At 63.6% G+C, this 14,672-nt stretch carries 11 protein-coding genes; 7 read left to right on the forward strand and 4 right to left on the reverse strand.

Annotated features, from left to right (window positions below; genetic code table 11):
* The first annotated feature begins 34 nt into the window (after positions 1–34).
* The 4 genes from O3297_RS00495 to O3297_RS00510 all read left to right on the forward strand — a co-directional run bounded on the left by O3297_RS00495 (position 35) and on the right by O3297_RS00510 (position 3,476).
* Positions 35–361 (forward strand): YbaB/EbfC family nucleoid-associated protein, encoded by a 327-nt coding sequence (locus O3297_RS00495; RefSeq protein ID WP_034759121.1) that lies wholly within the window; start codon positions 35–37, stop codon positions 359–361.
* A 47-nt stretch (positions 362–408) separates the two neighbouring features.
* The gene (gene recR, locus O3297_RS00500; protein ID WP_034786598.1) at positions 409–999 is read left to right on the forward strand and encodes a recombination mediator RecR; all 591 of its coding nucleotides are present in this window, start codon (positions 409–411) and stop codon (positions 997–999) included.
* A gap of 7 nt (positions 1,000–1,006) precedes the next feature.
* Positions 1,007–2,227 (forward strand): CaiB/BaiF CoA-transferase family protein, encoded by a 1,221-nt coding sequence (locus O3297_RS00505; protein ID WP_305047439.1) that lies wholly within the window; start codon positions 1,007–1,009, stop codon positions 2,225–2,227.
* Between the two features lie 100 nt (positions 2,228–2,327).
* Positions 2,328–3,476 (forward strand): esterase-like activity of phytase family protein, encoded by a 1,149-nt coding sequence (locus O3297_RS00510; protein ID WP_305047440.1) that lies wholly within the window; start codon positions 2,328–2,330, stop codon positions 3,474–3,476.
* Here O3297_RS00510 and O3297_RS00515 read toward each other — a convergent pair.
* The 4 genes from O3297_RS00515 to O3297_RS00530 form a co-directional block, all read right to left on the reverse strand.
* Positions 3,445–5,604 carry a bifunctional diguanylate cyclase/phosphodiesterase gene (locus O3297_RS00515; RefSeq protein ID WP_034786602.1) on the reverse strand — a complete coding sequence of 720 codons (2,160 nt, stop codon included), beginning with the start codon at positions 5,602–5,604 and terminating at the stop codon, positions 3,445–3,447. The two genes, O3297_RS00510 and O3297_RS00515, sit on opposite strands and share 32 nt — an antisense overlap.
* A gap of 1 nt (position 5,605) precedes the next feature.
* A complete protein-coding gene (locus O3297_RS00520; RefSeq protein ID WP_305047441.1) occupies positions 5,606–8,467 on the reverse strand; it encodes a response regulator in 2,862 nt (953 codons plus the stop codon).
* A 302-nt stretch (positions 8,468–8,769) separates the two neighbouring features.
* On the reverse strand, positions 8,770–8,970 hold the full coding sequence (locus O3297_RS00525; protein ID WP_010396213.1) for a YbdD/YjiX family protein: 201 nt from the start codon (positions 8,968–8,970) through the stop codon (positions 8,770–8,772).
* Positions 8,970–11,030, reverse strand: a complete 2,061-nt coding sequence (locus O3297_RS00530; RefSeq protein ID WP_099392943.1) for a carbon starvation CstA family protein — start codon at positions 11,028–11,030, stop codon at positions 8,970–8,972. The genes O3297_RS00525 and O3297_RS00530 overlap by 1 nt, the downstream gene beginning before the upstream one ends.
* A gap of 241 nt (positions 11,031–11,271) precedes the next feature.
* On the opposite strand from O3297_RS00530, the gene O3297_RS00535 reads away from it, so the two are divergent.
* The 3 genes from O3297_RS00535 (at position 11,272) to O3297_RS00545 (ending at position 14,672) form a co-directional block, all read left to right on the forward strand.
* Complete coding sequence (locus O3297_RS00535; protein WP_305047442.1) at positions 11,272–12,642, forward strand: cache domain-containing protein; 1,371 nt, start codon at positions 11,272–11,274, stop codon at positions 12,640–12,642.
* 9 nt (positions 12,643–12,651) lie between these two features.
* On the forward strand, positions 12,652–13,281 hold the full coding sequence (locus O3297_RS00540) for a response regulator transcription factor (protein WP_070278050.1): 630 nt from the start codon (positions 12,652–12,654) through the stop codon (positions 13,279–13,281).
* Between the two features lie 266 nt (positions 13,282–13,547).
* Positions 13,548–14,672, forward strand: coding sequence for an EAL and HDOD domain-containing protein (locus tag O3297_RS00545; RefSeq protein ID WP_370385369.1), 1,125 nt, complete (start codon positions 13,548–13,550; stop codon positions 14,670–14,672).

Raw genomic sequence — 14,672 nt, forward strand, 5'->3', positions numbered from 1 at the left:
CACACTCACAAACTGAATTGAACGGAGCATTCTCATGATGAAAAATCAACTGGCTGGCCTGATGAAGCAGGCGCAAGCAATGCAAGACAACATGAAAAAGGCCCAGGAACAACTGGCGCTGGTGGAAGTGGAAGGCCAGTCCGGTGCCGGCCTCGTCAAAATCGTCATGACGTGCAAGAACGACGTCAAGCGCGTCTCCATCGACCCGTCGCTGCTGGCCGACGACAAGGACATGCTGGAAGACCTGGTAGCTGCCGCCTTCAACGACGCCGTGCGCAAGGCGGAAGCGACGTCCGCTGAAAAAATGGCGGGCTTGACTGGCGGCATGAATTTGCCAGCCGGCTTCAAAATGCCATTCTGATGCAAGACCGCATGCGCTCGATCTATGGCACGGGACAAGGTTGATCCATGTCCAAGTCGCTTGAATTCCTGACCGAGGCGCTGCGGCGCCTGCCCGGCGTCGGCCCCAAGTCGGCGCAGCGGATGGCGTTTCATTTGTTGCAGCACGATAGGGAAGGCGCGGCCATGCTGTCGCGCGCCCTGTTCCAGGCCGTCGATGCCGTGCATCACTGCGGCCTGTGCAATACGTTTACCGAACACGAAGTATGCGAGACCTGTCTCGACGAAGAGCGCGACAAGCGCTTGCTGTGCGTGGTGGAAACGCCCGCCGACCAGCTGATGATCGAGCAGACGCTCACCTACAAGGGCTTGTATTTCGTCCTCATGGGGCGACTCTCTCCGCTGGACGGCATCGGCCCGAAAGATATCCACCTCGAAAAATTGCTGAACCGCGCCAACGATGGCGTGGTCGGCGAAGTGGTGCTGGCCACCAATTTCACGAATGAAGGCGAAGCCACCGCCCACTACATCAGCGAAATGCTGAAGGCGCGGGGCTTGCGCGTGAGCCGCCTGGCCCGCGGCGTGCCCGTGGGCGGCGAACTGGAATACGTCGACGCGGGCACGATTGCCCGCGCGATGCTCGACCGCAGGGCAACCTGAGCACAACATGACAACATCCTCCGCGACCACTGGTCCATTGCAAGGCATTAAAGTGCTGGAACTGGGCACCCTGATCGCGGGGCCGTTCTGCGCCCGCATGCTGGCCGAATTCGGCGCCGACGTGATCAAGATCGAGTCGCCCGATGGCGGCGACCCCATCCGTACCTGGCGCGTGCTGAAAGACGGCACCTCGCTGTGGTGGTCGGTGCAGGCACGCAACAAGAAAAGCATCACCTTGAACCTGAAGTCGCCCGAGGGCCGCGCCATCGCGCGCCAGCTGGCCCTGGAAGCGGACATCATCATCGAGAATTACCGCCCCGGCGTGCTGGAAAAGTGGGATCTCGGCTACGAGCAGCTCAGGAAAGAGAAACCGTCGCTCATCATGGTGCGCCTGTCCGGTTTTGGCCAGACGGGGCCGATGAAGGACTTGCCCGGTTTCGGCGCCATCGGCGAATCCATGGGCGGCTTGCGCTACGTGTCCGGCTTTGCCGACCGCCCGCCCGTGCGCGTGGGCGTGTCCATCGGCGACTCCGTGGCGGCCCTGCACGGCGTGATCGGCGCCATGATGGCCCTGCGCCACCGCGACGTGACGGGTGGCCGGGATGGCGGCGAAGGACAGATGGTCGACGTGGCACTGTACGAATCCGTGTTCAACCTGATGGAGTCCCTGGTGCCCGAATACGACCAGGCGGGCGTGGTGCGCGAGCGCACGGGCGGCTCGCTGCCCGGCATCGTACCCTCGAATACCTACACGACGGGCGACGGCGAAAACATCGTCATCGCGGGCAATGGCGACGCCATCTTCAAGCGCTTGATGCTGGCCATGGGCCGCATCGACATGGCGGGCGACCCGCAACTGGCGCGCAACGACGGCCGGGTGGCGCGCACGCAGGAAATCGACGACGCCATCGGCGCCTGGTGCGCCACGCACACGATAGACAGCGCGCTGGCCGTGCTGAAGGCAGCCGACGTACCGGCCGGTAAAATCTACTCGGTGCGCGACATGCTGAGCGACCCGCAATTCCTCGCCCGCGACATGTTTGAACAACACCATTTCGCCGACGGCACGCCCGTGAAATTGCCGGCGATCAGCCCGAAACTGTCCGCCACGCCGGGCAAGACGCAGTGGCTGGGGCCGACCCTGGGTCAGCACAACGACGAGGTGCTGGCGTCGCTGGGGTTTGACGCGGCCGCCATCGCGCGGCTGAAGGCCGATGGGGTGGTGTAGGTTTAGCTTGGTAAATCATCTTGACCCCAGGCAAGGGCTGGGGTCGGACCCTCAGGGTCCGACCCCGGATTCTGTCCTTTGGGTTTTATTAAGGAATATCGTGAAGCAGTCGTCCCTCCGCGCCCCCCGTGCGCGTCTGATCCCCGCGCTGGCCATCTCCATCCTCCTTTCCGCCTGCGCCAGCTTCCCCCACGACGCACCGGTCACGGGCTTGCGCCTGATCGGCGAGCAGCGCATCGCCTTGAAATACCCGTTCGAGGGCACCACGGTGGGCGGCTTGTCCGGCATCGATTACGATGCGGCCAACAAGAGCTGGGTGATGGAAAGCGATGATCGCTCGGCAATCAATCCGGCTCGCTTCTACCGCGCCACCTTGGCCTACGACAGCAAGGCGTTTACGGGCGTGACCCTGGCCAGCGTGCATTTCTTCACGCAGCTCGACGGCAGCCGCTATCCGAACCTGGCGCATGCAAAGCTGGAGCAGGGCGACCAGGTACCCGACATCGAAACCATCCGCGTCGATCCCCAGGACGGCAGCCTGTGGTACGGCAGCGAAGGCAACCGCAAGGTGGGCTTGGACCCGTTCGTGCGCCATGCCGATAGTGGCGGCCACTACCTGGCCACCTTGCCCACGCCGGCCATGTTCAAGGTTGCGAAGGATGAAATCGGTTCGCGCAATAACATGAGCTTTGAAGCGCTGTCGTTTTCGTCGGATGGCAAGAGCCTGTGGCTGGGCATGGAAGCGGCCCTGTACCAGGATGCTCCGCTGGCCACGCCGGACCACGGCTCCGTCGTGCGCATCACGCGCCTGGACCGCGCCGGCACCGTGCTGGGCCAGTACGCGTATCCGATTGAGCCCGTGGCGTCGCGGCCCGCGCCGGGGAAGGAAGCGGACAATGGCGTGTCGGAAATCCTCGCCGTCAACGATCACCAGCTGCTGGTGGTGGAGCGGGCCGGCGTGGAACACGCCGATGGCCTCTACACGAACCACGTGCGCATCTACGAGATGGAAACGCAGGGCGCCACCGATATCCAGGCCATTCCGGCGCTGGCGGGCGCCAGCTATGTGCCGGCGCGCAAGCGATTGCTGCTGGACCTGGAAAAGACCGGCCTTGAAAGAGTCGACAATATCGAAGGCATCAGCTGGGGGCCGCGTCTGGAAAACGGCCGCCGCAGCCTGGTGATGATTTCCGACGACAATTTCAACGCCCAGCAAGTCACGCAAATCCTTGCCTTCGAAGTGCTCTAGTTTCCACGCTGGCCAACTGGCCTCTCTGCCTGGCCAGCATGGCCGTGATCGTGTCGTGCGGCGACGGGTGGCCCAGGAAGTATCCCTGCGCCATGTCGCAGCCGTATTCTTCCAGCATCAGCAGTTGCTCGTCCGTTTCCACGCCCTCGGCCACCACCACCATCTTCAAGCCATGCGCCATGGCGATGATGGCGCGCGTGATGGCCGCGTTTTCCGTATCCTGCGGCAAGCCGGCAATAAAACTCTTGTCGATCTTCAAGGCCCGCACGTCGAAGCGTTTCAGGTAATTCATTGAAGAATATCCCGTGCCGAAGTCGTCGATCGACAGGTACACGCCGATGCCGCGCAATTGCTCCAGGGTTACCATGGTGGCGCGCGCATCGTCCATCAACGTCCCTTCCGTCAATTCCAGTTCCAGCAGGCGCGCGTCGAGGCCCGTGTCGGCCAGGGCCGAGAGCACGATCTGCATCAGGTTTTCATCCTTGAATTGCTTGGCCGACAGGTTCACGGCCATGCGGATGGCGCGTCCGCCGTCGCTTTGCCACGCCTTGGCCTGGTTGCACGCCGTGCGCAGCACCCATTCGCCGATCGGCACGATCAACCCCGTCTCTTCGGCCAGCGGGATGAATTCCGTGGGCGAGATGATGCCCCGTTCGGGATGGCGCCAGCGCACCAGCGCTTCCACGCCGACGATCTGCGTGCTCGGCACGTCGATCTGCGGCTGGTACAGCAGATACAGCTCGTTGTTCTGCAAGGCTTTGCGCAGGCCCACTTCCATCTTGACGTGGCTCATGATTTCCATCGTCAGCGAAGAGCTGTACAGCTTGGCGTTGTTCTTGCCGCAGTTCTTCGCGTGGTACATGGCCGTGTCCGCATATTTGAGCAGCGAGTTGCAGTCCTCGCCATCTTCCGGATACAGCGAGATGCCGATGCTGGCCGTGACGAAAATCTCGTGTCCTTCGATCATGAAGGGCCGGCGCATGGCTTCTTTCACGCGATGCGCCACGTTGAGCGCGTCCTCCACCCGCTCCAGGTCGGGAATCAGGATCGTGAATTCGTCGCCGCCCAGGCGCGCCAGGTTGCTGCCGCCGGAGATGCCGTCGAGTTCATACTCTGCGCGCAGCACCAGGTCGCTGGGGCGGATGGTTTCGCGCAGGCGTTCGGACACCACCTTGAGCAAATGGTCGCCCACGTCGTGTCCCAGGGTGTCGTTGATGCGCTTGAAAGCGTCGAGGTCCATGAACAGCACGGCGAATTTCTTGTCGTGTTCCTTCGAGCGCACCAGTTCGCGCTCCAGCGTTTCCAGGAACGCTTGGCGGTTGGGGATGCCCGTCAGGCTGTCGCAATAGGCGAGGCGGCGGATCTGCTCCTCCGTGCGCTTGCGCTCGCTGATGTCGCGCACCAGGCCCAGCACTTCATCGGCCCCCGTCGCCACCAGGCGCGCCTCGAAATGGCGCGTGCTGTCTTCGTGCGTGAGCGTGTAGTCGACCGAGCCGATATGCTGCGTGGCCAGCACGGCGTGCGCCTGGTCCAGCAGGCGCGCGGCGATTTCGGGCGGCAGCACGTCGCGGATATGGCTGCCCACGCAGTCGCTGAGGGAAAAGCCGGCGCTGGCGTCGTGCCCCTGTTCGTAGTCGAGATAAAAGCCTTCGCGGTTCAGGCGGAAGAAGGTGTCGGGGATGGCGGCCAGCACGGCGCGGTTGTGCGCGTCGGCGATGCGCAGGCGGGCGATGGCGTCGCTGGCGCGCAGCACGTACAGCACGCGGTGGCCGAGGATGGGCCAGTTGATGGGCTTGGAAATGAAATCCGTGGCGCCCACCTCGTAGGCGCGCGTGACGGCTTCCAGTTCGTCGCCGCCCGTGACCATGATGATGGGCACCGTGCCGCCCACTTCCTGGTGGCGGATTTCGCGGCATACGGCAAAGCCGTCCATGGCCGGCATGTCGACGTCGAGCATGACCAGGTCCGGCCCGCTGTGCTTGTAGCTGGCCAGGGCCTGCACGCCGTCTTCGGCCTCGATCACGTCCAGGCCCACCTGCGTGAGCATTTGCCGCATCAGCAAGCGCATCACGGGATCGTCGTCGGCCACCAGCACCAGGCCGCGGGGAGGGGAGAGGGGCGCTGTCATGTCAGTGTTCCTTCACGAGGATGGCGTTCAGCGATTCGCGTACGGCCAGGAAGGCCTGCTGCATTTCTTGCAGCAGGGGAGCTGCGCCCTCGGTTCTGCCGGCGCGGCCCAGTTTTTCCATCTCCTTGCACAGCTGCGCCAGGCCGTCGGCGCCCACGTTGGCGCTGCCCGACTTGAGGCTGTGCGCCACCTTGCGCAGCGCTTCCGCATCCGCGCCGGCAATCGCTTCGCGCATGGCGCTCAATTGGCGCGGCGTCTCGCCGGTAAAGGCGAGGATGACCCGTTCGAGCAGCGCATCGCCATCCGTGCCGGACAGGGCGCGGATGTTTTCCAGCGCCTGCCGGTTCAGCGGCTGGGCCGATGTCGCGGAGGCAGGCGCAGGCGGCGGCACTGCGGGCGGCGCCTCCTGCGGCGTGTGTGACTGAAGCGCTTCGCTGTGGTGCACGGTGGCCGCGCGCGGCAGGGTGATCCAGCGGGCGATCGTGTGGCCCAGGTCTTGCTGCGTGAACGGTTTGCTCAGGTAATCGTCCATGCCGGCCGCCAGGCATGCTTCGCGGTCGCCCTGCAGCGCATTGGCCGTGATGGCGACGATGGGCAGCACGCGCGCGTGGCCGCACTGCTGTTCGTGGCGGCGGATTTCCGCCGTGGCGGCAAAGCCATCCATCACCGGCATCTGGCAATCCATCAAGATCAAATCGAAATCCTCGGCCTGCGCCGCCTGCAAGGCTTCTTCGCCGTTGCGCGCGCAGACGACGTCCAGGCCCAGGCTGTCGAGCATGGCCAGCGCCACTTCCACGTTGACGGCATTGTCCTCGGCCAGCAGTACGCGGCGGCGCTGGCGCCGGCCCACCTGGCGCGCCGTGTGCGGCGGATGGATGCGCAGGCTGTCGCTGGCGCGTGGCGGCGTGACGATGCAGTCGAACAGGTCGCATTCGCGGGCCGGCTTGATCAGCTGGAAGGCCACGCCCGCCTCGCGCCGCTGCACGGGATCGGCCGCCGCCTGTTCCGTGCTCAGCAGCAGTAATTTGAGGTCGGCCAGCAGCGGATCGCTCTTGATGTTGGCGGCCAGGGCCAGGCCGCTGGTGCGCGGCAATTCCATGTCCAGCAGGGCTACGGCATACGGCGTGCCCGCCTGGGCCGCCGCGCGCAGCTTGCCCAGGCAGTCGCTGGCCGTGCCGGCGCTGTCGCTGACGATGTGCCAGCTGGCCAGTTGCCGCTCCAGCACGGCGCGCGTGGCGGGTGTGTGGTCGACGATCAAGGCGCGTAACCCTCGCGTGGTTTTCAGGTTGAAGGACGGGTCGTCGCTGTCGACCCGCCGCTTATCGAAATTTACTTCGAACCAGAAGATCGAGCCTTGCGTTAAAGCATTATCAACGCCGATAGTGCCGCCCATCAGCTCCACCAGCTGTTTCGAGATCGTCAGCCCCAGGCCCGTGCCGCCGTGCTTGCGCGTGGTCGAACCGTCCGCCTGCGAGAACGATTCGAAGATGCGCGTCTGCGCCTCGTTCGACACGCCGATGCCCGTGTCGTGCACCTCGAAACGCAGGCCCACGCTGGGCGCGTCTTCGCTGCACACGGTCACTTTCACCGTGACCTTGCCCGTTTCCGTGAACTTGATGGCGTTGCCCAGCAGATTGACGATGATCTGGCGCAAACGGTTAGGGTCGCCGCAGATGGCGATCGGGATGTCGTAGGCGATATCGAATTCCAGGCTGATGTTTTTCGCTTCCGCCTGCGGCGCGAACACGTGTTCTATGTCGTCGAGCAATTCGCGGAAATTGAAGCGGATGTATTCCACGCTCAGCTTGCCCGCCTCGATCTTGGAAAAGTCGAGGATGTCGTTGATGATCACCAGCAGATTCTGTCCCGAGCGCTGCACCATGCTCGTGTAGTGGCGCTGCTGCGGGCTCAAAGGGCTGGCCAGCAGCAGTTCCGTCATGCCCAGCACGCCATTCATCGGCGTGCGGATTTCATGGCTCATGGTGGCGAGGAAGGCGCTTTTCGCGTGACTGGCCGCCTCGGCCGCATCCTTGGCCTTTTCCAGCTGCGCCGTGCGCACGCCCACCTGGCGTTCGAGCTGGTCGCGGTAATTGGCCAGGGTGCTGTCGCGGCTGTCGATCTGCGCCAGCATGTCGTTGAAACTGTCGATCAGCACGCCCAGCTCGTCGCTGCGCTGGTGCGCGATGCGGTGGCTGTAGGTCTGGCTGCTCGACACTTTTTGCGCGGTATCGATCAGCTTGGTGATCGGTTCGGCGATCACGCTCTTGAAGCGCCGCGCGAGGAACACGGCGATCAGGAAGGACAGCACGGTGGCGCCGCCAATGGCGCCTACGTTGCGGCCGATGTCGCGCCACATGTGGTTCAGGTCCGCCTCGATCAGCACGGCACCGATGATCTGTTGCGGCTCGCCTGGCCGGTAGACGGGACGGTACAGGCGCATGCCGGGCGCCAGGGTCGTGCCCGAGCCTTGCGTGACGGGCTGCACGGCCATGTCGGCCAGCAAGGCCGGGTCCATGTCTTCCGGCGCCGGCAGGCCGTCCGCATGCTGCGGCGCGCGGTACAGGGCGAACAAACGCCCGCCCTTGTCGAACAGGGCCGCCTGGGCCACCTCGTCGCGCGCGGACAAGGCCGCCAGCACCTGTTCCGCCTGCCCCTGCGCCGATTTACCCGCCAGCAAAGGCACCGCGCCGGCCGCACCGATCACGCCCGCCAGCGACAGCAATTGCTTGCCTTCATCGTTCTTGTGGCTGAGCACGGACGTCAGCGCAAACGCCACGAACACCAGCAGCAGCGCGCAGCCCGATGACAGTACCGAAATCATGGTCAGCTTCTGGCTGATGCTGGAGCGTTGGAAATTGAACATGCGTCGCTGCTTCCCCGGTCGCCCGTTGACTGTTATTTAATTCCTATTGGAAAAATATAGACGCGAAGACACACCCAGATGTTGATGTGGGTCTAAGGGAAGAGAGGGGAGGGGAACTTATACGAGAGGAAATGAATGGGGCGGTCTCACAAGACCGCCCTCAAATTATTGCTGAGCAACAACACCTGACTCAGCCGTAGCGAGCGGAAGGGAGAGGTGGCCGAGAAGCGCAACCGTACTTTAGTACGGTGAGCATCGCAAGCCGCCTATACCGACGCGCAGTAGGCTGGGTCAGGTGTCCGCTAACAGCAACCGCCACGCTTGCCGGCGCCACCATAGCGGGCTTCCTGCCGTTCGCGGAAGAACTCTTCATACGTCATCATCGGCTCGCCGGGATGGGTGACTTCCCGGTGGGCCACGTAGGTGTCGTACTCGGGCAAGCCGCACATCAGCCGCATGCTTTGCCCCAGATACCGACCCGCCTTGATGATTTCGTCTATCATCATTGCACCGTGGGCATGGCCTGGAACGGCGTTTCCTTGGTGCTCGGACGGCTGTCGGCGCGCGCCTTCATGATGGTGCGGATGCCGAAGAACAGCACGCTGATCACGACGATGACGAAGAAGGCGGCCAGGCCGGCGTCCAGGTAATCGTTGAAGATGATCTGTTGCATCTGTGCCACCGACTTGGCCGGCGCCAGCAGGGTGCCTTCATCGAGTGCCGCCGAATATTTCTTGGCGTGCGCGAGGAAGCCGACGCGCGGGTTGGCGTCGAAAATCTTTTGCCAGCCGGCCGTCAGGGTACACAGCAGCAGCCAGATCGTCGGCGTGATGGTCACCCACGCATACTGGCCACGCTTCATCTTGAACAGCACGCAGGTGCCGAGGATCAGCGCGATGGCCGCCAGCATCTGGTTGGCGATGCCGAACAGCGGCCACAGGGTGTTGATGCCGCCCAATGGATCGACCACGCCCTGGTACAGGAAGTAGCCCCAGGCCGCCACGCACAGGCCCGTGGCCAGCAGGTTGGCGATGACGTTTTCCGTCTGTTTCAAAGCTGGCACGAAGCTGCCCAGCAAATCTTGCAGCATGAAGCGGCCGGCACGCGTACCCGCATCGACGGCCGTCAGGATGAACAGCGCTTCGAACAGGATGGCGAAGTGGTACCAGAAGGCCATCATGGCCTTGCCGCCGATGGCGCCGGACAGAATCTGCGCCATGCCGACGGCCAGGGTCGGTGCGCCGCCGGCGCGCGAGATGATGCTGTGCTCGCCCACGTCCTTGGCCGTTTGCGTCAGCATGTCCGGCGTCACATAGAAGCCCCACTGCGAGATCGCCTGTGCGGCGGACTCGGCTGTCGTGCCGATCAGGGCGGCCGGGCTGTTCATGGCGAAATAGATGCCCGGCTCGATGGTCGAGGCGGCCACCAGGGCCATGATGGCCACAAACGATTCCATCAGCATGGCGCCATAGCCGATGAAGCGGGCGTGGCTTTCGTTCTCAATCATCTTCGGCGTGGTGCCCGAGGAAATCAAGGCGTGGAAGCCGGAGACGGCGCCGCAGGCGATCGTGATGAACAGGAAGGGGAACAGATTGCCCGACCAGACGGGGCCGGAGCCGTCGATGAACTTGGTCATGGCCGGCATTTTCAGGTACGGCGCAACGACGATGATGCCGATGGCCAGGCCCAGGATGGTGCCGATTTTGAGAAAAGTAGACAGGTAGTCGCGCGGTGCCAGCAGCAGCCACACGGGCAGCACGGAAGCGATGAAGCCGTAGCCGATCAGCATCCACGTCAGTTCCGTGCCCGTGAACGTGAACATCGGGCCCAGCACGGCGTGTTCCTGCACGTACTGGCCGCCGATGATGGCCAGCATCAGCAAGACAAAACCGATGATGGAAATTTCGCCGATGCGGCCCACGCGGATGAAGCGCGAATACACGCCCATGAACAGCGCGATGGGGATCGTTGCCATCACGGTGAAGCTGCCCCATGGGGAACCGGTCAGCGCCTTGACGACGATCAATGCCAGTACGGCCAGGATGATGACCATGATCATGAAGCAGCCCAGAAGCGCAATCATGCCGGGAATTTCGCCCAGTTCAGCCTTGATCAGGTCGCCCAGCGAGCGGCCATCGCGGCGCATGGAAATGAACAGCACGATGAAATCCTGCACGGCGCCCGCAAACACCACGCCCGCCAAGATCCACAGCATGCCGGGCAGATAGCCCATCTGCGCGGCCAGCACGGGGCCGACCAGGGGGCCGGCGCCGGCGATCGCCGCGAAATGGTGGCCGAACAACACATATTTATTCGTCGGCACGTGATCGAGGCCATCGTTGTGCTTGAAAGCCGGCGTCATGCGGCGCGCGTCCAGGCCCAGCACCTTGTCGGCGATGAACAGGCTGTAGAAACGGTAGGCGATCAGATACACGCAGACGGCGGCGATGACGATCCAGATCGCGCTGATCGGTTCGCCACGTTGCAGGGCGACGACGCCCAGAGACCCGGCGCCTGCCAGCGCAAGCGCTGCCCAGCCCAGTTGTTTGAAAATGCGGTTCATGCTTCCTCCAGAGATTGACGGGCGCTGTGCCGTGCGATGATGTGTGCTGCCGAGCCTGGTCGTCGCCAGTTTGGGTGTGAATTGGTTGTTTGCAGCTTATGGCGAGTATTCAGGAATCGTATAATTGCCGCAAGCGCACGACTACGCAGTAACGCTCAGTATTACTACGCAGACCGATCGCCGTGCCGCGACGTAAAATCACGCATTCCCACCAGCATCGACGCCGCCGGAGCGCCAGGCCATGAAACTCAGACAGAAAGTCATCTTCCTGGCCATCACGCCGCTGATCCTCGCCCTGTGCGCCATCGCATTTGCCGTGCGGCACCAGGCCATCACCCTGGCCGAGCAGCAGCGCGCCACCATCCAGCAGGCGTATTTGGCCAGCAAGGAAGCTGAACTCAAGCATTACGTGACCCTGGCCAGCCATTCCATCGCTTCCCTGTACCAGTCGGGGCGCAAGGATGCCGCTACGCAAGAGGAGGCCAAGCGCATCCTGTCCGCCCTCAGCTATGGCGACGACGGCTATTTCTTCATCTATGATTTGCAGGGCAAGTCGCTGATGCATCCGCGCCAGCCCGAACTGGTGGGGCAGAATCTGTGGCAATTGCGCGACGCCGAGGGCAATCTGACCATCCAGCGCCTGATGCAGCGGGCGAAGAGCGGCGGCGGCTTCGAGCGCTACAACTGGATCAAGCCGTCGACGAACAAGTCCGCCCCCAAGCTCGGCTATGTGATCTTGATGCCGGAATGGGGCTGGATGATGGGCACCGGCATTTATATGGATGACGTGGACCAGGCGCTGGCCAAGGTTGACGCCCAGCAGTCGCGCAATATCCGCTCGACCATGGAACTGATCGCCGCCATCGCCATCCTCGGCTCCCTGCTGGTGGCCGCCTGCGGCCTCGTGCTGAACCTGCGCGAATTGCGGGTGGCCGACGCCAAGCTGAAAGTGCTGGCGCAGCGCGTGGTGGAATCGCAGGAAGAAGAGCGGGCGCGGCTGTCGCGCGACTTGCATGACGGCATCAGCCAGTGGCTGGTGTCCATCAAGCTGCAGATCGAGGCGGGCATCGCGCGCCTGGCCGGCAATGCAGAACAGAAAGACAAGGCGCCCGCCACCTTCGAGCGGGCCGCCGAGCAGTTGAACAAGGTGCTGGGCGAGGTGCGGCGCATTTCGCACAACCTGCGCCCGGCCATCCTCGACGACCTGGGCCTGGCCGCCGCGCTCGACCACCTCGTGCATGAATTTAACGACAGCAGCAGCGCGCAAGCCAGTTTCACGGCCAGCCCGGCGGCGGCGGGCGAGGGCTTGCCCGACATGGTCAATACCGTATTGTTCCGCATCGCCCAGGAAGCGCTGACCAATTGCGAGCGCCATGCCCACGCCCGCGGCGTGGAAGTGAGCTTGCACGAGGCGGGCAAGGCCGTGGAATTGCGCATCCAGGATAATGGCGGCGGCTTCGATTTCGATGGCATCGCCCTGCATCCGCAGCGCGGCATCGGTCTGCGCAACATGACGGAACGCATGGAAGCCATCGGCGGCAGCCTGCACATCACCTCGTCTGCGGCCGGTACCCTGGTGCTGGCGCGGCTCGCCCTTCCACCCTCACACTGATAGATACACATGACCGAGAAGATCAACATCCTGCTGGTGGACGACCATCCCCTCGTACGCGACGGCTTGCGCGCGCGCCTGGAAGCGGTGGCGCATTTCGACGTGGTGGCCGAGGCGGGCGGCGCCGACGAGGCGTTGCTTCAGGCGCGCGCGCACCAGGTGGATCTCGTGTTGATGGATATCAATATGCGCGGCATCAACGGCATCGAAGCGACGGCGCTGTTCAAGCAGGCGTTTCCGCAGATTGCCGTGCTGATCCTGTCCATGCACGACAAGCTCGAGTATGTGTCGCAAGCCATCGCCGCCGGCGCGCGCGGCTATGTGCTTAAAGATGCACCAGGGAAAGATATTGTGTTCGCCATCGAGACGGTGATGTCCGGCGGTATTTATTACAGCGCGGCCCTGGCGCGGCAGCTATCCCGGCCGCAGGTGCACGATTCCTTCCTCACCACGCGCGAACAGCAAGTGCTGCAGCACATCGCGGCGGGCCAGTCGAACAAGCAGATCGCCCGCGACCTGGACCTGAGCGTGCGCACGGTGGAGACGCACCGGCTGAACATCAAGCGCAAGCTGGGCATCGAAGGGCAGGCCGAATTGATCAAATATGCGGTCGAGCACGCGCATGGCGGCAGCGCCTGAGAATGCGCGCGCCGTGCCGTGTTTTTGTCAAACCCGCATGGCAGGCGGGTCTCGCGGGGGAATGTTCTTTTTGAATATTTATTGCCAAAATTAAACTGTTTCATGGGTGAGATTCGGATAGAATGATTCTCGCTGTCGAAATGGCATCCCTGTCGGGCCAGGGTTGCCAATGCTGGTCAGTTTATTTACTATGGCGCCCTACCCACACTGAGATACCGATGTCAGCGTCTGAATCAAACCTGTTTCCGTTGGTGGGATTACAAGCAGTGGCCAATGCTCATAACGAGTGGGTCGCTGTCACCCTGCATGTACCGCAGGCCTCGACGGCGCCGCTGCTGGCAGCGCTGGCCGCTGCCGATGCGTATGCCTTCCTGGCGCCGCTCGACTGCATCATTCCCCTGGCCGATCCGCATGGCGTGGACGAGGCCGTGCTGGCGCAACTGGCGCCGCAACGCACCATCTTCCGTTTGCCGGCCCATCTTGCCGGCGACAAGCAGATCCAGAAAAAATGCCAGCAATGGCGCGACGCCGGCTACCGCCTCATCCTCGATGGCGCCGATGCCGGTCCCGTGGCGGCGGCGCAAGTCGACGCGCGCGCGCTGAGCTTTGACGCGTCCGGCGCGCGCCCGGCCCTGCACCAGTTGCTGCCCTTGGCTGGGCCGCACTTGGCCTACAACATCGCCGACGCGGAGCAGCTTGCTGTCTTGCAAGAACTCGGCGTGAGCTGGTTTGCTGGCGACTACGCCCTGCACCATGCGCGTCAGCAAAGCGAGCCGGAAGACGCCACGTCGCGGCGCCGCCTGCTGGCGCTGCTGGGTTTACTGGCCCGCGATGCCGACGCGCACGAGCTGGAAGTGCCGCTCAAGCAAGATCCGTCGCTCAGCTATCATTTATTGAAACTGGTCAACTCAGCCGCCTTCGGCTTCACGGCGCCGATTACCAGCTTCAGCCAGGCCATCACCCTGCTGGGCCGGCGCCAGCTGCAGCGCTGGCTGCAACTGCTGTTGTATGCGCGGCAACAGGACGATGGCAAGATTCACGCGCTGCTGCCGCTGGCGGCCGTGCGCGCGGCGCAGATGGAAGCGCTGTGCCAGCTGCGCGGCGGCGACCGCGACGCGCAGGACCTGGCCTTCATGGCGGGCGTGTTTTCGCTGCTCGACGTCCTGCTGGGCATGCCGATGCAGGAAATCATCGCCACCCTGAATCTGGCGCCGGAAGTGAGCGCCGCCTTGCTCGAACGCAATGGCGAACTGGGCACCTTGCTGGCGCTGGTCGAAAGCGCCGCGCCGCCGCCCGAGGGCCTGCGCCGCGCCGGCATCGATGGAGAAACCTATTGGCGCAGCCTGCTGCAGGCCTACCAATGGGCCATCCAGGTCAGCCGGAACCTCTAG

The sequence above is a fragment of the Janthinobacterium sp. SUN128 genome, from assembly GCF_030587275.1.
Lineage (GTDB): Bacteria > Pseudomonadota > Gammaproteobacteria > Burkholderiales > Burkholderiaceae_D > Janthinobacterium > Janthinobacterium lividum.

Excerpts from the sequence above, each read along its gene's own strand:
- O3297_RS00495 (WP_034759121.1), top strand. The coding sequence starts at position 35 with ATGATGAAAAATCAACTGGCTGGCCTGATGAAGCAGGCGCAAGCAATG.
- recR (WP_034786598.1), top strand. The coding sequence starts at position 409 with ATGTCCAAGTCGCTTGAATTCCTGACCGAGGCGCTGCGGCGCCTGCCC.
- O3297_RS00505 (WP_305047439.1), top strand. The coding sequence starts at position 1,007 with ATGACAACATCCTCCGCGACCACTGGTCCATTGCAAGGCATTAAAGTG.
- O3297_RS00515 (WP_034786602.1), bottom strand. The coding sequence starts at position 5,604 with ATGACAGCGCCCCTCTCCCCTCCCCGCGGCCTGGTGCTGGTGGCCGAC.
- O3297_RS00520 (WP_305047441.1), bottom strand. The coding sequence starts at position 8,467 with ATGTTCAATTTCCAACGCTCCAGCATCAGCCAGAAGCTGACCATGATT.
- O3297_RS00525 (WP_010396213.1), bottom strand. The coding sequence starts at position 8,970 with ATGATAGACGAAATCATCAAGGCGGGTCGGTATCTGGGGCAAAGCATG.
- O3297_RS00530 (WP_099392943.1), bottom strand. The coding sequence starts at position 11,030 with ATGAACCGCATTTTCAAACAACTGGGCTGGGCAGCGCTTGCGCTGGCA.
- O3297_RS00535 (WP_305047442.1), top strand. The coding sequence starts at position 11,272 with ATGAAACTCAGACAGAAAGTCATCTTCCTGGCCATCACGCCGCTGATC.
- O3297_RS00540 (WP_070278050.1), top strand. The coding sequence starts at position 12,652 with ATGACCGAGAAGATCAACATCCTGCTGGTGGACGACCATCCCCTCGTA.